This is a genomic window from Pseudarthrobacter sp. PvP090 (genome assembly GCF_040547365.1).
GTDB lineage: Bacteria > Actinomycetota > Actinomycetes > Actinomycetales > Micrococcaceae > Arthrobacter.
The window spans coordinates 173,540-193,173 of sequence record NZ_JBEPPO010000010.1 but is presented as its reverse complement, the minus strand read 5'-3'; the positions used below and the strand labels follow the sequence as shown (position 1 = coordinate 193,173).

The following is a 19,634-nucleotide window of genomic DNA, read 5'->3' as shown; positions in this document are numbered from 1 at the left end:
CCTGCCACGGAAACGGTCTGGATGCGCAGCCGCGAAGTCTGGATGCACGCCGTCGACCTCGCCAACGGCGCCGCCTTCCGGGACATCCCGGTCCCCGTCCTGGAGCGGCTGCTGGCGGACATCACCGGCGCCTGGAAGACCCGCGGCACCGACGCGGGCCTCGTGGTCAAGGTCACGGACCGCGGCCTCACCTACGGGGACACCACGTCGGCGTCCCCCACGGTGGTCTCCGGACCCCTGGCGGCCGTCGTCGAATGGGCCGCAGGCCGCGGCAACGGCGCCGTCACCGCCACCGGACCCGCGGCCACCAACGGCGCGGTTCCGGCCGCGCCGAAGTGGATCTGAGCCACTCTATTCACAGCAACAAAACGGAGAGCCCCCTCACTGAGGGGGCTCTCCGTGTTTTCGTCCTGGATGAATCCCTCCGGGGGCACTTCGAGTGCGGTACTGGACGCCGGCGCCCCAGTTGACGGCGTGTCCGCGCCAAAGTGCCCCCGAACTGCGGCCGACCGGCGTCGCCAGGGTCAGCCCAGATGGACCACGGGCGCGTCGCCGTCGGTGCCGGTGAACTTCCTGCGGTCGATGTTGATGAGCAGCAGGGCGATCGGGGCGATCAGGATCGCAACGCCCGCGGCCCAAAGGAAGACCATGGAGTAGCCGGCAGACAGCGCGGCCAGTGAGGCGCCGCCGGCAGCCCCGGCCGCGGCGATGGTGCTGAATAGGGCGATACCCAGGGAGCCGCCGATCTGCTGCGAGGCGTTGACCAAAGCGCTGGCCACGCCGGAATCATCCTTGTGCACGCCGAACAGGGCGAGGTTCTGCATCGGCACGAAGACCATGCCCAGACCGATGCCCATCAGGATCAGCGCGGGCAGCATGTTGACGAGGTAGCTGCCCCCGGCGCTGACCTGGGTGAGCCACAGCATCGCGGCCGCCAGAAAGACCGGACCCGCCGCCGTCGGGATCTTGGCCCCGAGTTTCGACAGGTTCTTCGCGACAAGCCCTGCCGTGATGATCACCGCAACGGTCATGGGCAGCGACGCGAGACCGGCGAGGAACGGGGCGAAGCCCAGCACAATCTGGATGTAGAAGTTGATGAACAGGATGCCGCCAATGAGGACCGCGCCGGACAGGAACGAGGCCAGGAAGGCTGCTGCCCGGTTGCGCTCGGTGGCCACGCGCAGCGGCAGGAGGGGGTGCTTGACCTTCCGTTCGACGACGACGAACAGCACCATGAGCACGAGGCCGGCGGCGATGAAGCCCCAGGCTTCCGGGGCATCCCAGCCGTGCTCCGCGTTGGTGAACCCGTAGACGAGGGACCCCAGGCCCAGGGCTGCCAGAATGACCCCGGGCCAGTCGTACTTCGTGGACCCCTGGGCCTTGCTTTCGCTGACGAGTGACCAGACGCCGACGAGCGCGACGACGGCGATTGGCACGTTCACGAAGAAGCACCAGCGCCAGCTCACGTGTTCCGTCAGGAACCCGCCCAGCAGGACGCCGGCGGCGGCACCGACGCCGGTGATGGAGCCGAAGATCGCGAACGCCGTGCCGCGGTCCTTGCCGCCCGGAAAGGCGACGGTCAGGAGGGCCAGCGCCGCCGGGGCCAGCAGTGCGGCGAAGACACCCTGCAGGGCTCGTGCGCCAATCAGCTCCCACGGCTGCTGCGCGATGCCGCCCAGCAGGGACGCGGCGGCGAAGCCGACGGCGGCCACGATGAAGGTCCGCTTGCGGCCCCAGAAATCCGCGATCCGTCCGCCGAGCAACAGGAAGGCGCCGAAGGCCAGGGCGTAGGCCGTGACCACCCAGGAACGCGTCGAGTCGCTGATGCCCATCTCGATCTGGAGGCGCGGCAGCGCCAGGTTCACGATCGTGCCATCAAGCACCACCATGAATTGCGCGAGGGCCAGGAACACCAGCGCCCACCAGCGGCTTTTGGGCCTGCTCCCCCGTTGTACGCCTGCATCTGCCAACTGTGTTGCCACGCCCGCCTCCACCCTTCAAAGTAATAATACTTATGTAAGTATAACTATTATGCGGTCGTGCTTCTGGCCGGTGTTGACGGTGAGATGGGTTACTCGGGCTCCCCGAGGATCGCGGCGAGGCGTTGAAGGGCGGGCAGGCTGGCCGCGATTTGCTCTCGCTCTTCGGGCAGCAGCCGGGAGCTCGCCGCGGCCAGCGCTTCTGCCCAGGCGCCTTCGAGGAGCGCCTTGATCCGCTGGGATTCGGCGGTGGGATGGAGGGCGACATAGCGCTTGTCGGCGGCGTCACGGGTGCGCGTGACGAGGCCCGCGGCGACAAGTTCGCGGAGCTGGACACTGACGTTGCTGAACTGGCGGCCCAGGCGGGAGGCGACTTCCGCGACCGTGATGCCGGGGTGGCTTTCGATGACCCGGAGGATCTCCAGCACTCCGTTGGACAGTGGCCGGACGCCGGTGTCATTGAGCGACTTCCGGCGGATATCGGCGGAAACGTCGATCACCGAGACGGCCAGGGCCCGGTGGTCCACAGCCTTCGCCGGTCCGTCCTTTTCGGCAACACTTTCCATTCCATAAGCATAGGCTTCGGGCTGGACCAGCCTGCCCAGCGCCCTTGCCCAAGGTGGCTGCCCCGGGACCGTTCCGCCCCATGGACGGCACTGGCATGCTGGTGGGGTGACATCGATCTCGATGGAAAGTCCACGTACCGCGCTCAGCTGGAAGCTGATGCCGGCGGGGCTGGTCTCGGCGTCCGGCGTGCTGCTTTTCGTCGCCGAGAATGACCTTGGCTACGGTGTGCTTGCCCTGGGCCTGGTCACGGCGGCTTTCATTGACCGCGTATTAATGCGGCACCTCGCCCTGATCGCGGCGGGAATGGTCATCATCAGCGTGGTGCCGCTGAACGCTGACTTGAGCACCCAGCACATCGTCCTCATGGGCGGCGCCCTCGCCCTGGCTGTGCTGGTGCCGTGGCTGGTGTCGCGGTTCGTCTACGGCGAGAGGATCATCAGGTTTCCGGTGAACACCGGCCGCAAATGGCCACTGGCCGCGAAGTTATACCTGATCGGCGTGGTCCTGCTCGGATACTTCATTTTGCCCGCATACCTGATCCGCACCGGCGTCTACCAAAACTGGCCGGACGCCTCCGACCCGGTCATCTTTTGGCGGCTCTTTCTCGGCGTGAACGCCGTCGGCATCTGGGACGAGCTGTTCTTCATCTGCACCATGTTCACCCTGCTGCGGCAACACTTTCCGGACTGGCTGGCCAACATCCTGCAAGCCGTGGTGTTCTCGTCGTTCCTGTGGGAGATCGGCTACCAGGCCTGGGGGCCGTTGCTGACGTTGCCCTTCGCGCTGCTGCAGGGCTACACCTTCAAGCTGACGAAGTCCCTCACCTATGTCGTGGCCGTGCACCTGACCTTCGACTTCGTGCTGCTCCTCGCGCTGGTGCACGCCCACAACCGCGACTGGCTGCCGATTTTCCTGTACTGAGCACGCGTTCGCCGGCTGGACAACAGGGCAGCCAGCTCAAAGTAAGCGGAGGATCCCGCGCTCCCGCCCAGTTACTGACCCAGGAAGCGGTCCAGACCAGGCGACACGCCGCGGCCGGGCCTGCTCCGACGAGGTAACTGGGCAGGAGCGCAGCTACGCCGGTGCGCGGGAACAGATCCGGAACGTGGGACAGAAAAAGGTGCCGCGGGGAAGTCTCCCCGCGGCACCTGAGTTCGCACTGCCCTGTGGATCGTTGTGCCCTACACCGGAACAGCTGCGGGCGCGGGTTCACGGACCAGTTCGATTGCGAGGTCAACGGCCAGATCTCCGACCACCTGCCCGAACAGCAGCCCGCCCTTGACTGCGCTGGACCCTGCGGCCGATGACAGGCAACCGGTGGCGGGTGTCCGCTCCGGCACCACCGGGAGCCTGTCAAAGCGCGGCAGGACGGCGGCAGGACCGTCGACCAGGCGGTCCATGGCAACCCGGGCCGGTTCGAGGTGGAGCATGAGTGAGGTTTCCAGGACCCCGCCGTGTTCGATGTCCCAGCCCGGGAAGCCGTCGGGGTAGACCTGCGTCAGCGTTTCCTGGCTGACAAAGTCCCAGTACGACAGCAGAAGCACGCTCTGCTGTGCCCCGGGCCCAATGCCCAACTCGTCCAGGGCAAGGTCGATTCCCTCGTAGAGGAACTGGTAGTTCTCGAAGTGGCCGTTGATGAAGACCACGTGCCGGACGCCCTGGTTGAGGAAGGACTTGACCAGGTTGCGCGCCACGCCGATGAGGGCGGCGCCATCCAGGCTGACGGTGCCCGGGAGGTGGTTGCCGCCGCCGGACTTCTGCTGCGACTTGTACCCGTAGGCGATTGGCTGGGCAACCAGTGCACCCAGCCGCCGGGCGACTCCCTCCGCGAAGTGGGAGGACAGGATAGTGTCCGTTCCCAGCGGAAGGTGCGGGCCGTGCTGCTCCAGGGACCCCACGGGAATGAGAACAATCGCCTCCCCGGATGCCAAGGCTTCGCGGTAGGCAAAGGCGTCCAGGTCTTCCAGAAATACTGACTTGTCCATGCTGGTGATGCTCCTCGATGAGTGCTGGTCAGAGGCCGGCGGGGGCGGCGGCGGGAAGGTCGGTGATGCGGGCCGGAGCGGGTTCTGTGGTGACCTCGGTGCCGGGTACCTGCAGGTACTTGCGGTGGTAGCGCGGGCCCATCAGGGCGTAGGCCGTGGCGCTGGACAGGCCGCCGGCCAGCCAGGACAGGTCCCAGCCGCCGAGGGCGACGGCGATGGGGCCCTGCATTGCCGGTACCAGCCCGTACATGAACAGCCAGGTGGCGAAGATGCCGATGAGCAGGGAGGCGATGCCGGCGGGGTTCACGCCGGGGAGGCGCTTGGTGCCCACGGCGTCGAACAGCCGGGCGGGGTCGCTGGGCCAGCGCTTCTCAATCCAGAAGTAGTGCACCAGCATGACGCCGCCCCAGGCGGCGACCCACGCGACGAGCCCGATCAGCCACGCGTCCAGTACGGCGGCGAAGTCCTCCTGGAAGATGAAGAAGACGACGGCGGCGAGCGAGAACACGCCGACGAACAGGTTGAGCTTGCGGCGGCTGATGGTGATGTCGAGGGCCTGCGTCGCGACAGAGAAGGTGTAGATGTTCAGGATGTTGGTGGCGATCGGCCCGTGCAGGACCATCAGGAGCACCGGGAGCGCCAGGACACCGAAGTTCTGGACAATCAGTTTGCCGGGGTCGATCTCGCCGCTGTTGGTGGCCAGGCTGGCGCCCAGGATGCCGAGCCAGACGACGGGAATGAACTGACCCAGGACCGAGGCGAGGTAGAGCTTGCGCTTGGGCACTTCGGTGCTGACGAAGCGGGAGTAGTCGGCGGCGTAGGTGAACCAGGTGATGCCCCAGCCGATGCCGATCGCCGTCATGACCGCGCTCATCGCGGCGATGCGCTCGGAACCTTCGAGGATGTTGCCGGCCGGTCCGGCGTAGGACCAGTTGATCTTCATCCCGAACCAGGCGACGGCGGACATCACCGCGAGGATGATGATGGTCGGCGGAACGGTCCACTTCTCGAACGCGGCAATGGCCTTGTAGCCGAACCAGGCAATGGCGACCTGCGCGGCCATGATGGCCGTGGCGACGCCGATCTTCCAGCCGTAGTTCTGGGCCGTCGGGTCCACCCATCCCAGGGTGCCGAACAGCGCCATCACCAGGTCCAGGATGATCCAGGTGTTGACCGCGCACCAGCCGATGACCAGCAGCGCCTGGATGGCCGCCGGAAGGTAGTTCCCGCGCCGGCCGAAGGCAGCCCGGGCGAGGACCATGCCCGTGGCCCCCGTCTTCTGGCCCAGCAGCACAAAGCAGCCGAAGAGCAGCATGCCGATCAGGTTCCCCAAAACCAGAACGGTGACAGTGTCGGCGAAACCGAGGCCGAGGTGGATGCCGAGGGCGCCGAGCACCCAGTTGATCGGGGCGAGGTTGGCGCCGGCCCAGATCCAGAACTGGCCGGAAACTTTATGGGTCCGCTGGGACTCAGGAATGGGCTGAAGCCAGGCCTCATGGTCTACGTGGTCCTCATTGACCACTGGACCGGAGGGAACCGCTGGAGCGGGGCTGACCGAAATCTTGGGGCGGGTTTCACGCATTGGAGCCTCCGTGACTGAGTGGGTTCCTTCAAGATTATGTGGCCCATGCCACATCCGCCTATATATGATGTGTCTAGTTAATCCATACTTCACGCGACGGAGTGTCATGTCTATACGCCTGCAAGATGTCCTCGATCACCCGAGCCTCACAGCCGCCGATCCCGTCATCCGTGCGGCGGCAGGCCGCGCGGCGGGGACCCAGCTTCGCTGGATCCACTCAAGTGAGATTCTGGACATCGCGCCGTTACTTGAGGGCGGGGAGCTCCTGCTGACGGGAGGGGAGGCCCTCGCCCTCGCCTCCGAAGAGCGGCGGGTCACGTACATCCGCCAACTGGCCGAGCGGGGAGTGGCGGCCCTGGCCATCGAAACCGGCGTCGCCCTTCCTTCACTGCCGTCCTCCATGATTGCCGCTGCCGAAGCGGCCGGCCTTCCCCTGATCGAGCTGCGCAAGGTGGTGCCGTTTGTCAGTGTCATGCAGGCGATCAACTCGTCGCTGGTCAGTGAGTCGGTTTCCCAGTTGCGCCGGGCGGACGAAGCCAGCCACGCGATGGCCGTCGAGCTGGCCCACGGCGGCAGCCTGGACCGGATCCTGGCCGTGCTGGCCGGCATCACCCATTGTGAGGTGACCCTGGCGTCCCTCACGGGCGCGCCCCTGGCCAGTGCAACGCCAGAGTACGCCGAGGCCGCCGACGACGGCCCCGGCAGTACCGCGGCGCCCGAGCCCGCGCCCGGGATGCAGGAGCCCGGGCAGCAGGAACATGCCCGCCTGATCCACATCGACGTTCCGGTGCGTGGCATCCTTGCCGCGCAGCTGTTGCTCCGGGTTCCGGCAGACGAGGACGAGAATCTTGCCCGGACAGCCGGAAAACGCTCCGTGGACATTCTGGCCCTGGCCATGCTGCAGCGGATGTCTCCAGGGTTGCGGGAGGTTGCCGGAGCCGCGCTGATCCGTGCGATTGATTCGGGCAGCCAGCCCTGGCGGCTGCAGCAGTTGGCGTCAGCAGCCGGAATTCCGGTCGCCGCCCCGCTCGTGGCCGTGGTGGTTCGTTCGGACATCTCCCACCAGCTGCGGACAGCCCTGGAACAGCATCTGTCGCGGGCGGCGCAGTCCCATGCCACCTATGTCGATAACGCCGAGCTTCTCGCAGTGGCCAGCCTGGGCGGGGATGCCTCGGAAGAGAGCCGGCAGCGGCTCCTGGCGGGTCTCGGGGAGCTGCCGGCGATGGACGGAACACTCGCGGCCGTGGGTCCCCTGGTGACCGGAATTTCGGACGCACCCTGGTCGCTGTCGGAAGCCAAGCTCACCCTGGAATTGGCGGCGTCCCCGCAGCAGGCCCGTCCGGGAAACGGCGGCGTGCACCGGCCCGTGATCGACGCCGAGGCCTTAGCGGTGGAGCGTCTCACCGTACAGTCGCTGGACCCGTACCAGCGACGGAACTTCGTGCGCCAGCAACTGGGCGCACTCCTGGATCATGACGCCCAGCGGAATTCGCGGCTGCTCGACACCCTGGCTACGTGGCTGGACTGCGGCTGCAACACCGCCCATGCGGCCCGCGAACTTCATGTGGAACGGCAGTCGATGCACCAGCGGCTGCGGCGGATCTTCGAGCTGTGTGGCGGTGACCCGCGGGACTCGGGACGGCTGGCGGCACTGCATTTGGCCGCCCGGCTCGCCCGGCTGGCCTGAGCAGCCAGGCTGGCTTGAGTTTCCTAGCGTTGGCCGGGCTCTCGGATCGCGGGCGGACGTCCGCCGAGGCGCGCGGTAACCTGTCGCGCAGCGGCGGCGCACGCTTCGCCCAGGCTTTGCAGCCGCTCGCGGGAGACGCGGAACCGGGGTGCCGGGATGAGGACGGCGGCCACGATGTCGCCGCGGTGGTCGTAGACGGGCGCGGCCACTCCGACTTCGTCGATGGATGATTCACCGTAGTTGATGGCCCACCCGCGGAGGACGACGTCGCTGAGTTTGATCTGGTAGCCGTCGAGGCTGGCATCGTCCAGCCCCGGGTAGGTGATGGTTCCGCTGCGGAGCAGGGCGCGGACACGCTCGGCCGGTTCGGCGGAGAGGAACACCTGCACGGAGGCGCTCATGGCGTCCTGGTAGCGGGCTCCCAGCGGGGTGGTGTGTTTGATCTGGTGGTGGCTGGCGATCTGTTCCACGCACATCGACTCGGACCCGTTCCAGACCATGAGGGCGCTGGTTTCGCCGGTCTGTTCGGTGAGTTCCCGCAGGACGGGGTAGGCCACGCGCCGTTCCTCAAGTTCCGCGAGCAGCGGGCCGGCAACGGCGATGAGGCCCAGGCCCAGCCGGAACCGGCGGGTCTCCGGATCGCGCTCCACGAGGTGTTCCTGCTCGAACGTGGCCAGGATCCGGGACACGGTGCTTTTGTGCAAGCCGACGCGGCTGGCGATCTCGGTGACGCCCAGCAGCGGCTCGTCGGCGGTGAAAGTCCGCAGCACGGCGATGGCGTTGACGATGACGGAGGTGCCCTTGGTGTCGCCGTTTCCGGTGGTGTCAGCAGATTCTTCTGGACTCATGGTGACTCCCATCATTCCGTACGGAGGCCCGGAAGCGGCGCCACGTCGAAACGTGGCGCCGCTTCACTGCGGGTCAGAAGGTGGTCAGGCGCCCACGATGTTGTATTCGGGACCGAACGGGAACTTGGTGATGTTCTCGGCGCCGTCATCGCCGACCACCAGGATGTCGTGTTCACGGTAGCCGCCGGCGCCCGGCTGTCCGTCCAGGACCGTGATCATGGGTTCCATGGAGACCACCATGCCCGGCTCCAGCACGGTGTCGATGTCCTCGCGGAGCTCGAGTCCGGCCTCCCGGCCGTAGTAGTGGCTGAGGACGCCGAAGGAGTGCCCGTAGCCGAAGGTCCGGTTGGCCAGCAGGCCGTGGCCCACGTAGATCTCGTTGAGTTCAGCGGCGATGTCCTTGCAGACCGCACCCGGCTTGATGAGTTCGAGGCCGCGCTTGTGGACTTCCACGTTGATGTTCCACAGCTCCAGGGAGCGGGCGTCGGGTTCGCCGTAGAACAGGGTGCGTTCCAGGGCCGTGTAGTAGCCGGAGGTCATCGGGAAGCAGTTCAGGGACAGGATGTCGTGTTCCTGGATCTTGCGGGTGGTCGCCCAGTTGTGGGCGCCGTCGGTGTTGATGCCGGACTGGAACCAGACCCAGGTGTCCCGGATTTCGGAATCCGGGAAGGTCCGGGCGATTTCGTGGACCATGGCTTCGGTGCCGATCAGGGCGACCTCGTATTCGGTGATCCCGGCGGTGATGGCGTTGCGGATGGCTTCGCCGCCCAGGTCGCCGATGCGGGCACCGTGCTTGATGACCTCGATCTCTTCGGCGGACTTGATCATCCGCTGGCGCATGGCCGCCTGGGCGACGTCGACCAGGGTGGCGGATTCGAAGGCGGCCTGGATTTTGTTGCGGTTGTCCAGCGGGAGTGAGTCGTCTTCGACGCCGATCCGGCGCGGGTTGATGCCGCGGGTGCGGAGCACCTCCTGGATGGCGAAGATGTAGTTGTCCCGGCGCCAGTCCGTGTAGACCACGTTGTCGCCGTAGCTGCGGCGCCAGGGCATGCCGGCGTCGATGTTGGCCGTGACGGTCACGGTGTCGTCCTTGGTGACCACCATGGCGTAGGAGCGGCCGAAGTAGGTGAACAGGAAGTCGGAGTAGTACTTGATGGAGTGGTAGCTGGTCAGGACGACGGCGTCCAAGTTCTTCTCGTCCATGATCCGGCGCAGGCCGGACAGCCGGCGTTCAAACTCGGCGTCTGAAAAAGTCAGCTTTTCCTTCTGTCCGTTGTGCAGGACTTTCAGTCGCTCCAGTTCGGAGATCGATGAGGCGTTGGCAGATGTTGTGACAGTCATTATGGTGGTGCCTTTCTTCGGTGTTGTTCGTTTCGTCAGGAAAGTTGGGAGTGGACTGGGATTATTCGTGAGTCAGCGGTTCCTTGCTGGTTTCGCGGGAGAGCACGACGGCGACCAGGGAGATGACTGCGGCCGCTACGAGGTACCAGGCTGGGGCCAGGTCGTTGCCCGTGGCTGCGATCAGGAGGGTTGCCATGAAGGGTGCGGTGCCGCCGAAGAGCGCGTTGGAGAGGTTGAAGCTGACGGCGAAGCCGCTATACCGGACACGGGTCGGGAACATTTCCGCCAGGAAGCTGGGGAGCGTGCCGTCGTTGAGCGTTAGCATGGCGCCCAGCAGAATCTGGACCAGGACGATGACCAGGAAGTTTCCGGTGCCCAGCAGGGCGAAGGCGGGAACGGTCAGCACGATGAAGCTGAGGGATGCGGCGATGAGCACCTTCTTGCGGCCGTAGCGGTCGGAGAGCATTCCGGTGAGGAAAATGAATCCGATGTACGTCAGCAGCGCGATGGTGGTTGCGAGGAAGGATTCGGTTGCCCCGAGGCCAAGCTCGGAGGACAGGTAGGTCGGCATGTAGCTGAGGATCACGTAGAAGCCGACGGCGTTGAGCAGCACCGCGCCGACGGCCTTCAGCAGCAGCCGCCAGTGATTGCGGAAGAGTCCGAAGACGGGGGCCTTGATGGTCTGGTCCTCTGCTGCGAGCTCGCGGAATACAGGCGTGTCTTCGAGCTTGGTGCGGATGTAGCGCCCGATCAGGCCCATCGGGGCCGCAAGGAGGAACGGCAGACGCCACCCCCAGCTCTGCATCGCCTCGGAGCTGAGCAGAGTGGTCAGCAGGCCCGCGAGCAGGGAGCCCAGAAGCAGACCCGCTGCGGTGCTTGCCGGCACGACGGCGGCGTAGAGGCCGCGCTTGTTGGCGGGGGCGTACTCCACGAGGAATGCGGAGGCGCCGGCGTATTCTCCGGAGGCTGAGAAGCCCTGGGCGACGCGGATGATCAGGAGCAGGATCGGAGCCCAGATGCCGATCGTGTCGTAGCCAGGTATCAGTGCGATGCAGAACGTCGCTCCGGACATGATCAGGATGGACAGGGAAAGGGCAGTCCGGCGCCCGACGCGGTCACCGATGTGACCCCACACGAAACCACCGAGGGGCCGCACCAGGAACGAGATCGCGAACAGGGCAAAAGTCAGCAGCAGCCCGGTCTGAGCATCAGATTCGGGGAAGAAAACCGCCGCGATAGTGACGGCCAGGTAGCCGTACACGGCGTAGTCAAACCACTCCACAAAATTGCCGATAAAGCTGGCCGCGATCACACGCCGGCGTGTTTCCTTGCTGACGTCGCCGCCTGGGCCGGACCCGTCCGTCGTCGGAGGCTCTGAGGCTGCGGGGTCCGGAGCCCGCCGGGAGCTGTGATCCGGGATGGTTGCCGCTTTGTTTGGTTCGTTACTCATATGTCCACCAATGAAAATTTGGGTTGCATTGAACGCAACGCTGTTGCATCAGATTATGCGTGAGCTGAAACACAGTCAAGAGCTTTTTGTAGGCCCTAAAAGAAATCTGCTTACATAAAGGCCTGGAAGAAAGTGATTGACGCAACACCGCTGGCGATCTAGAGTTGCATTCAACGCAACACTGTTGCATTCGTCTATCTGTTTCCTTGAACCGAAAGAGGCCGCCATGACGGGCACCCTGAATGAAACCCTGGCCAGCGTCGACGCCGACGTCGCCCGGGCCATTGACCACGAGCTGGACCGCCAGCAGTCGACGCTTGAGATGATCGCGTCCGAGAATTTCGCCCCCGCCTCGGTCATGGAAGCGCAGGGCTCGGTCCTGACGAACAAGTACGCCGAGGGCTACCCGGGGAAGCGCTACTACGGCGGCTGCGAGCACGTTGACGTGATCGAACAACTGGCCATCGACCGGGTCAAGGCGCTGTTCGGCGCGGAAGCCGCCAACGTGCAGCCGCATTCGGGCGCGCAGGCCAATGCCGCCGCGATGTTTGCCCTGCTTGAACCGGGCGACACGATCATGGGGCTCTCGCTGGCGCACGGCGGACACCTCACCCACGGCATGCGCATCAACTTCTCCGGCAAGCTCTACAACGTGGTCCCGTACCACGTGAGCGAGCACACCCACCTGGTCGACATGGCCGAAGTCGAGGCCCTGGCCCTCGAACACCGCCCCAAAATGATCGTCGCCGGCTGGTCGGCCTACTCCCGGCAGCTGGACTTCGCCGAGTTCCGCCGGATCGCGGACCTCGTGGGCGCCTACCTGATGGTGGACATGGCCCACTTCGCCGGCCTCGTCGCCGCCGGGCTGCACCCGAACCCCGTGCCCTACGCCGACGTCGTCACCACCACCACCCACAAGACCCTCGGCGGTCCGCGCGGCGGGGTGATCCTGAGCAAGGAGGAATATGCGCGCAAGATCAACAGCGCCGTCTTCCCCGGCCAGCAGGGCGGCCCGCTGGAACACGTGATCGCGGCCAAGGCCGTTGCGTTCAAGATCGCGGCGTCGGCCGAGTTCAAGGAACGCCAGGAACGCACCCTCGAGGGTGCCCGCCTCCTCGCGTCCCGGCTCCTGAAGGATGACGTCGCCGCCGCCGGGATCTCGGTGGTCAACGGCGGCACGGATGTCCACCTGGTCCTGGTGGACCTGCGGCACTCGGAACTGGACGGACAGCAGGCCGAAGACCGGCTGCACCAGATCGGCATCACGGTCAACCGCAACGCCGTTCCGTTCGACCCCCGCCCGCCCATGGTCTCCTCCGGGCTGAGGATCGGCACCCCGGCCCTCGCTACGCGCGGCTTCGGCATCCAGGAATTCACGGAGGTGGCGGACATCATCGCCTCCGCCCTCACTTCACCGGCCATCAACAACGAACTCAGCGACGAAACCGCCGCCGTCCTCCGCCGCCGCGTCAGCGCCCTGGCGGGGAAATTCCCCCTCTACCCGCACCTTGGCAATAAGGCGGCGGCCCCGGCGCTTGAGGCAGAACTGATTGGAGCAGCACAATGAGCACGGAACAGCTTCCGGAGCACCCGGAATTCCTTTGGCGCAACCCGGACCCCAAGAAGAGCTATGACGCCGTGATTGTGGGCGGCGGCGGGCACGGCCTCGCCACGGCCTACTTCCTGGCCAAGAACCACGGGATGACCAACATTGCTGTCCTGGAAAAGGGCTGGTTGGCCGGCGGCAACATGGCCCGGAACACCACGATCATCCGCTCCAACTACCTCTGGGATGAGAGCGCGGCGATCTACGAGCACGCCCTGAAGCTCTGGGAGATCCTGCCGGAGGAGCTCGAGTACGATTTCCTGTTCAGCCAGCGCGGCGTGATGAACCTGGCCCACACCCTGGGCGATGTGCGCGAGAGCATGCGCCGGGTCGGGGCCAACAAGCTCAATGGCGTGGACGCCGAGTGGCTGGACCCGCAGCAGGTCAAGGAACTTTGCCCCATCCTGAACATCAATGACAACATCCGCTACCCGGTCATGGGCGCCACGTACCAGCCGCGCGCCGGCATCGCCAAGCACGACCACGTCGCCTGGGCGTTTGCCCGCAAGTGCGACGAACTGGGCGTGGACATCATCCAGAACTGCGAAGTCACCGGCTTCCTCAAGGACGGCAACCGCGTCGTCGGCGTCAAGACCAACCGCGGCACCATCCACACCGAAAAGGTCGGCCTCTGCGCGGCCGGACACAGCTCGGTCCTGGCGGAAATGGCCGGGTTCCGGCTGCCCATCCAGTCCCACCCCCTCCAGGCACTCGTGTCCGAACTGCACGAACCCGTCCACCCCACGGTGGTCATGTCCAACCACGTCCACGTCTACGTCTCCCAGGCGCACAAGGGCGAACTGGTGATGGGCGCCGGCGTCGACTCCTACAACGGCTACGGCCAGCGCGGATCCTTCCATGTGATCGAGCACCAGATGGCGGCCGCCGTCGAGCTCTTCCCGATTTTCGCCCGGGCCCACGTGCTCCGGACCTGGGGCGGGATCGTAGACACCACCCTCGATGCCTCCCCGATCGTGGGGACCACCCCGGTGGAGAACATGTTCGTCAACTGCGGCTGGGGCACTGGCGGCTTCAAGGGCACCCCGGCCGCGGGCCTCACCTTTGCGCACACCATTGCCACGGGAACGCCGCACGAACTGAACAAGCCGTTTGCGCTGGAGCGGTTCGAAACCGGCGCCCTGATCGACGAACACGGCGCCGCCGCCGTGGCCCACTAGAAGAGAGTCCGGACATGCTCCTCATTTCATGCCCCAACTGCGGCCCCCGGGACGAGACCGAGTTCCACTACGGCGGCCAGGCCCACGTGGCCTATCCGGAGAACCCGAACGAACTGAACGACCGCGAATGGGCCGAGTTCCTGTTCTACCGGGACAACACCAAGGGCGCCTTCGCCGAACGCTGGCTGCACAGCACCGGCTGCCGCCAGTGGTTCAACATGCTCCGCGACACGGTCACCTACGAGATCCAGGCTGTCTACCCGATGGGCGCCGCCCGTCCGGACAAAGCCGCCCCGGCGCCTGAATCCGGCACCGCCAGCACCGCCCCGGACAGCACCACCACCGGGACCGCGGCTCCCAGCATCGCTGCAACGAGCATTGCCACCAGCACAGCCCCCGCCAGCGCCACCGCCCCGGAAGGAGCAACCAAGTGACTTCCCAGAACGCCCGCCTCGACGCCGGCGGACGCATCGACCGCACCATCTCCTGGCGTTTCACCGTAGACGGCGAGGAATTCACCGGCCACCCCGGCGACACCCTCGCCTCGGCCCTGCTTGCCAACGGCCGCATCGCCGCCGGCAACTCGCTGTACGAGGACCGGCCCCGCGGCATCATGTCCGCCGGGGTGGAGGAATCCAACGCGCTGGTTCGTATTGAACCCCGGTTCCCGGGCCACGTGGCTGAGTCCATGCTCCCCGCCACCACCGTCACCCTGGTGGACGGCCTGAAGGCAGAACTGCTCAACGGACTGGGCCGTCTGGATCCCGAAGAGGACCGCGCGGAGTACGACAAGAAGTACGTCCACACCGACGTCCTGGTCATCGGCGGCGGCCCCGCCGGCCTGGCCGCGGCCCGCGAGGCCGTCCGCACCGGTGCCCGGGTGATCCTCATGGACGACCAGCCCGAACTGGGCGGATCGCTCCTTTCCGGCTCCACTGCACCTGGACTGGCTGAGACCATCGAAGGCAAGCCGGCCCTGGAATGGGTAGCGGACGTGGAAGCGGAACTCGTCTCGGGAGCCGAAAGCACCGTCCTGAACCGGACATCCGCCTTCGGCGCCTACGACGCCAACTACGTCATCGCCGTCCAGAGCCGCACCGACCACCTGTCCAGCCCGGCCGCCCCCGGCGTGTCCCGCCAGCGGATCTGGCACATCCGCGCGGCCCAGGTCATCCTGGCACCGGGCGCCCACGAACGCCCGCTGGTCTTCGAAAACAACGACCGCCCCGGCATCATGCTCGCCTCCGCGGTCCGCAGCTACCTCAACCGCTACGCCGTGGCCGCCGGTTCGCGCGTGGTCATCAGCACCACCAACGACAGCGCCTACAGCCTGGCCGCGGACCTGGTGGCCGCGGGCATCCGCGTCGAAGCCGTCGTGGACGCCCGCCCGCAGCTGAGCGAAACAGCCGCCGCAGCGGGCGCATCCGGCACCCGCGTGCTGATCGGCAGCGCCGTTGCCAACACCACCGGTGAGGAGCGCCTCACCGGCGTCACCGTCCGGAGCATCAACGACGGCGGCGAACTTACCTCCGGCGTCGAACAGCTCGCCTGCGACCTGCTCGCCGTCTCCGGCGGCTGGTCCCCCGTGGTACACCTGCACTCCCAGCGCCAGGGCAAGCTGCGCTGGGACGACGAGCTCGCCGCCTTCGTGCCGAGCACCGTGGTCCCGAACCAGCAGACCATCGGCTCCGGCCGCGGCAGCTTCGAACTCGAGGACTGCCTGACCGAGGGCATCTCCGCCGGAGCCTCAGCCGCCATCGCCGCAGGCTTCGCATCCTCCGTCGAACCCGCACCCCTCGGCGAACCAAAAGCGTCCGCGCCGACCCGCCAGCTCTGGCTGGTCCCCGGGCAGGAAGGCGGCCCGGATGACTGGCACCACCACTTCGTGGACTTCCAGCGCGACCAGTCCGTGGCCGACGTCCTGCGTTCCACCGGCGCCGGCATGCGCTCGGTGGAACACATCAAGCGCTACACCTCGATCAGCACCGCCAACGACCAGGGCAAGACGTCCGGCGTCAACGCCATCGGCGTCATCGCCGCGGCATTGCGGCAGGCCGGCGAAGCGTCCCGCGGCATCGGGGACATCGGCACCACCACCTACCGCGCCCCCTTCACCCCCGTGGCGTTCGCCGCCCTGGCCGGGCGCCAGCGCGGTAAACTCTTCGACCCGGCCCGCCTGACCTCTATCCACCCCTGGCATGTCGCCCACGGCGCCCTCTTCGAGGACGTCGGGCAGTGGAAGCGGCCCTGGTACTACCCGCAGGCCGGCGAAGACATGGACGCTGCGGTGCTGCGCGAATGCGCGGCCGTCCGCGAATCCGTGGGTTTCATGGACGCCACCACCCTGGGCAAGATCGAGATCCGCGGCAAGGACGCGGGCGAGTTCCTGAACCGCATCTACACCAACGCGTTCAAGAAGCTCGCCCCGGGCTCGGCCCGCTACGGCGTCATGTGCACCCCTGACGGGATGATCTTCGACGACGGCGTCACTCTCCGGCTTGATCCGGACCGGTACTTCATGACCACCACCACCGGCGGCGCCGCCAAGGTACTCGACTGGCTGGAGGAATGGCTGCAGACCGAATGGCCGGACCTGGACGTGCACTGCACCTCGGTCACGGAACAGTGGAGCACCATCGCCGTCGTCGGACCCAAATCCCGCGCGGTACTCGCAAAGGTGGCACCGCAGCTTGCCGCCGACGGCGGGCTGGAAGCGGAAGCCTTCCCGTTCATGACCTTCCGCGAAACCACCCTCGCCTCCGGCGTGCAGGCCCGGGTCTGCCGGATCTCGTTCTCCGGCGAACTCGCCTACGAGATCAACGTTCCGTCCTGGTACGGGCTGAACACCTGGGAAGCCGTGGCAGCGGCCGGAGCGGAATTCAACATCACCCCCTACGGCACCGAAACCATGCACGTGCTGCGGGCCGAAAAGGGCTACCCGATCGTCGGCCAGGACACCGACGGGACCGTCACCCCGCAGGACGCCGGGATGGAATGGGTGGTGTCCAAGGCCAAGGACTTCATCGGCAAACGGTCCTACGCCCGCCAGGACGCCGGCCGCACCGACCGGAAGCACCTGGTCAGCGTCCTTCCCGTGGACGGCACGATCCGGCTGCCGGAAGGCACCCAGCTGGTGGAGCGGGGCATCACCGTCAACCCCGCCTACGGCCCCGTGCCGATGCAGGGCTTCGTGACCTCGAGCTACCACAGCGCGGCGCTGGGCAGGTCATTTGCCCTCGCCCTGATCAAGAACGGCCGCAACCGCATCGGCGAAACCCTCGTGGCCGCCGCCGGGGACCAGCTGGTGGACGTTGTCGTCGCAGAAACCGTACTTTTTGACTCTGAAGGGGCCCGCAAAGATGGCTGACACAGCAGCACTCGAGAATTCCAAGAAGATCCAGACCCTCCGGAAGAGCCCGGCGTCGCCCCTGAAGGCAGCCTTTGAAGCCGGATCCGTTGCGGCCGTTGTGGAGCTGCGGGAAGTGCCGTTCCTGACCATGGTCGGGCTCCGGGTTGATCCGGCCGGCGACGCCGGGGAACAGCTGGGCGCCCTGACCGGCGGCCTGCCGTCCGCGTCAGGGGAGGTCCGCGGCAGCGGCGGGACCGCAGTGTTGTGGCTGGGTCCTGCCGAATTCCTGCTCGTGGCCCCCGCGGAATCCCATGAAAGCCTGGGCGGAGACCTGCCCGGCGCGCTGGTTGAGGCACTGGGCGACGGCGCGGGCCAGGTGGTGGATCTCTCCGCCAACCGCACCACGTTCGAACTCTCCGGTCCCCGGGCGCGGGCTGTCCTGGAGAAGGGCTGCTCCCTGGATCTGCATCCCCGCGTCTTCACGGCCGGCACGGCGCTGTCCACGGAGATCGGCGGCATCCCGGCCACTCTGTGGAAGACCGCGGAGGAGACCTACCGGCTCTTCCCGCGGGCCTCCTTTGCGGAGTTCCTTGGCCGCTGGCTCCTCGACGCCATGCGCGAATACGCCTCCCCCGAGGTTCCCTGATGGCGCTCAGCGTCCTGGATCTGTTTTCTGTTGGCATCGGGCCGTCCTCCTCCCATACGGTCGGCCCGATGCGGGCAGCCAAACGGTTCGCGGACGGGCTCAAAAGCGACGGGCAGCTGAGCGTGACCGCGAGGGTGCAGGCCGAACTGTTTGGCTCCCTCGGCGCCACCGGCCGGGGCCACGGCTCGGACAAGGCCGTGGTCCTGGGCCTGCAGGGCCAGGACCCGGACACGGTGGACACCGCCACCGCGGACGACCAGGTGGCGGCCGCTGCCCTGGATGCCGAGCTCCGGATCGGCGGGGAGCACCGGGTGGACTTCAACTGGGACGAGGATGTGGTGCTGCACCGCCGCAAGTCCCTGCCGGCCCATCCCAACGGCATGACCTTCCGGGCGCTGGACCACACCGGGGCAGTGCTCAAGGAACGGAGCTACTACTCGATCGGGGGCGGATTCGTCGTTGACGGCGACGCCCAGGGCGCTGATCAGGTCGTGGCGGATGACACCGTCCTGCCGTACCCCTTCACCACCGCCGACGAGCTCCTGGAAATCTGTGCCCGCGAGAACATGTCCATCGCCGACGTGATGCTCGCCAACGAGCTCGTCTGGCGCAGCGAAGCCGAACTCCGGGAGAGGCTCCTGGCCCTCTGGGCGGTCATGCGCCAGTGCGTCGAGAACGGCTGCAGCGCGGAGGGAATCCTGCCCGGCGGGCTGAACGTCAAACGGCGCGCCCCGGCGTTGTTCCGGACGCTGGCGGCATTCGCCGTCAGCGCCGAAGCCGCGGCGAGGAACCCGTCCCCGGTCCAGGTGCCCGCGGACCCGCTGCTCGCCATGGAATGGGTGAACCTGTTCGCCCTGGCGGTCAACGAGGAGAACGCCGCGGGGGGCCGGATCGTCACCGCCCCCACCAACGGCGCGGCCGGGATCGTGCCGGCCGTCCTGCACTACTACGTCAAGTTCGTTCCCGGGGCCAACGACGACGGCGTCATCCGGTTCCTGCTGACGGCGGCCGCCGTCGGGATCTTGTTCAAGATCAATGCCTCCATCTCGGGGGCGGAGGTCGGCTGCCAGGGCGAAGTCGGATCGGCGTGCTCCATGGCGGCCGCCGGGCTGTGCGAGGTTCTGGGCGGCACCCCGGCGCAGGTGGAGAACGCCGCCGAGGTCGGGATCGAGCACAATCTCGGGCTGACCTGCGACCCTGTCGGCGGACTGGTGCAGATCCCCTGCATCGAACGCAATGCCATTGCCAGCGTCAAGGCCATCAACGCCGCCCGCCTGTGCCTGCACGGCGACGGCAGCCACAAAGTGTCGCTGGACAAAGCCATCAAAACCATGCGCGAAACAGGAGCGGACATGAAAACCAAGTACAAGGAAACTTCCCGTGGAGGCCTCGCCGTGAATGTGATCGAGTGCTGAA

At 66.7% G+C, this 19,634-nt stretch carries 16 protein-coding genes; 9 read left to right on the top strand and 7 right to left on the bottom strand.

Going from position 1 to position 19,634, the window contains the following annotated elements:
- A partial coding sequence (locus ABIC21_RS13625) for a DinB family protein (protein WP_502935997.1) occupies positions 1-345 on the top strand: 345 nt, incomplete at its 5' end.
- A 179-nt stretch (positions 346-524) separates the two neighbouring features.
- Here ABIC21_RS13625 and ABIC21_RS13620 read toward each other — a convergent pair.
- The gene (locus ABIC21_RS13620; protein WP_354350928.1) at positions 525-1,982 is read right to left on the bottom strand and encodes an MFS transporter; all 1,458 of its coding nucleotides are present in this window, start codon (positions 1,980-1,982) and stop codon (positions 525-527) included.
- An 89-nt stretch (positions 1,983-2,071) separates the two neighbouring features.
- Positions 2,072-2,545: a MarR family winged helix-turn-helix transcriptional regulator gene (locus ABIC21_RS13615; RefSeq protein ID WP_354350927.1), complete on the bottom strand. Its 474-nt coding sequence runs from the start codon at positions 2,543-2,545 to the stop codon at positions 2,072-2,074.
- A 121-nt stretch (positions 2,546-2,666) separates the two neighbouring features.
- Here ABIC21_RS13615 and ABIC21_RS13610 point away from each other — a divergent pair, with 121 nt between their 5' ends.
- Positions 2,667-3,467 carry a CPBP family glutamic-type intramembrane protease gene (locus ABIC21_RS13610; RefSeq protein ID WP_354350926.1) on the top strand — a complete coding sequence of 267 codons (801 nt, stop codon included), beginning with the start codon at positions 2,667-2,669 and terminating at the stop codon, positions 3,465-3,467.
- A gap of 260 nt (positions 3,468-3,727) precedes the next feature.
- On the opposite strand, the gene ABIC21_RS13605 is transcribed toward ABIC21_RS13610, so the two are convergent.
- On the bottom strand, positions 3,728-4,531 hold the full coding sequence (locus ABIC21_RS13605; protein ID WP_354350925.1) for a creatininase: 804 nt from the start codon (positions 4,529-4,531) through the stop codon (positions 3,728-3,730).
- A 28-nt stretch (positions 4,532-4,559) separates the two neighbouring features.
- A complete protein-coding gene (locus tag ABIC21_RS13600) occupies positions 4,560-6,113 on the bottom strand; it encodes a purine-cytosine permease family protein (RefSeq protein WP_354350924.1) in 1,554 nt (517 codons plus the stop codon).
- A gap of 106 nt (positions 6,114-6,219) precedes the next feature.
- On the opposite strand from ABIC21_RS13600, the gene ABIC21_RS13595 reads away from it, so the two are divergent.
- Positions 6,220-7,800: a PucR family transcriptional regulator gene (locus tag ABIC21_RS13595; RefSeq protein WP_354350923.1), complete on the top strand. Its 1,581-nt coding sequence runs from the start codon at positions 6,220-6,222 to the stop codon at positions 7,798-7,800.
- Between the two features lie 23 nt (positions 7,801-7,823).
- Here the strand turns inward: ABIC21_RS13595 and ABIC21_RS13590 are convergent, their stop codons facing one another.
- From ABIC21_RS13590 to ABIC21_RS13580, 3 genes are all read right to left on the bottom strand, one after another.
- On the bottom strand, positions 7,824-8,648 hold the full coding sequence (locus ABIC21_RS13590; RefSeq protein WP_354350922.1) for an IclR family transcriptional regulator: 825 nt from the start codon (positions 8,646-8,648) through the stop codon (positions 7,824-7,826).
- Between the two features lie 84 nt (positions 8,649-8,732).
- Positions 8,733-9,989, bottom strand: coding sequence for an aminopeptidase P family protein (locus ABIC21_RS13585; protein WP_354350921.1), 1,257 nt, complete (start codon positions 9,987-9,989; stop codon positions 8,733-8,735).
- 61 nt (positions 9,990-10,050) lie between these two features.
- Positions 10,051-11,439, bottom strand: coding sequence for an MFS transporter (locus ABIC21_RS13580; RefSeq protein WP_354350920.1), 1,389 nt, complete (start codon positions 11,437-11,439; stop codon positions 10,051-10,053).
- Between the two features lie 226 nt (positions 11,440-11,665).
- Between ABIC21_RS13580 and glyA the strand changes: the two genes are divergently transcribed.
- The 6 genes from glyA to ABIC21_RS13550 are packed head-to-tail and all read left to right on the top strand — an operon-like array spanning position 11,666 to position 19,633.
- Complete coding sequence (gene glyA, locus ABIC21_RS13575) at positions 11,666-13,006, top strand: serine hydroxymethyltransferase (RefSeq protein WP_354350919.1); 1,341 nt, start codon at positions 11,666-11,668, stop codon at positions 13,004-13,006.
- Positions 13,003-14,223, top strand: coding sequence for a sarcosine oxidase subunit beta family protein (locus ABIC21_RS13570; RefSeq protein WP_354350918.1), 1,221 nt, complete (start codon positions 13,003-13,005; stop codon positions 14,221-14,223). Before glyA ends, ABIC21_RS13570 begins: the two co-directional genes overlap by 4 nt.
- 14 nt (positions 14,224-14,237) lie before the next feature.
- On the top strand, positions 14,238-14,657 hold the full coding sequence (locus ABIC21_RS13565; protein ID WP_354350917.1) for a sarcosine oxidase subunit delta: 420 nt from the start codon (positions 14,238-14,240) through the stop codon (positions 14,655-14,657).
- Entirely contained in the window at positions 14,654-17,590 is a 2,937-nt protein-coding gene (locus tag ABIC21_RS13560; RefSeq protein ID WP_354350916.1) for a sarcosine oxidase subunit alpha family protein, read from the top strand. Before ABIC21_RS13565 ends, ABIC21_RS13560 begins: the two co-directional genes overlap by 4 nt.
- Positions 17,583-18,218: a sarcosine oxidase subunit gamma gene (locus ABIC21_RS13555; RefSeq protein WP_354350915.1), complete on the top strand. Its 636-nt coding sequence runs from the start codon at positions 17,583-17,585 to the stop codon at positions 18,216-18,218. The genes ABIC21_RS13560 and ABIC21_RS13555 overlap by 8 nt, the downstream gene beginning before the upstream one ends.
- A complete protein-coding gene (locus ABIC21_RS13550; RefSeq protein WP_354350914.1) occupies positions 18,218-19,633 on the top strand; it encodes an L-serine ammonia-lyase in 1,416 nt (471 codons plus the stop codon). The genes ABIC21_RS13555 and ABIC21_RS13550 overlap by 1 nt, the downstream gene beginning before the upstream one ends.
- The last annotated feature ends 1 nt before the right edge of the window (position 19,634 follow it).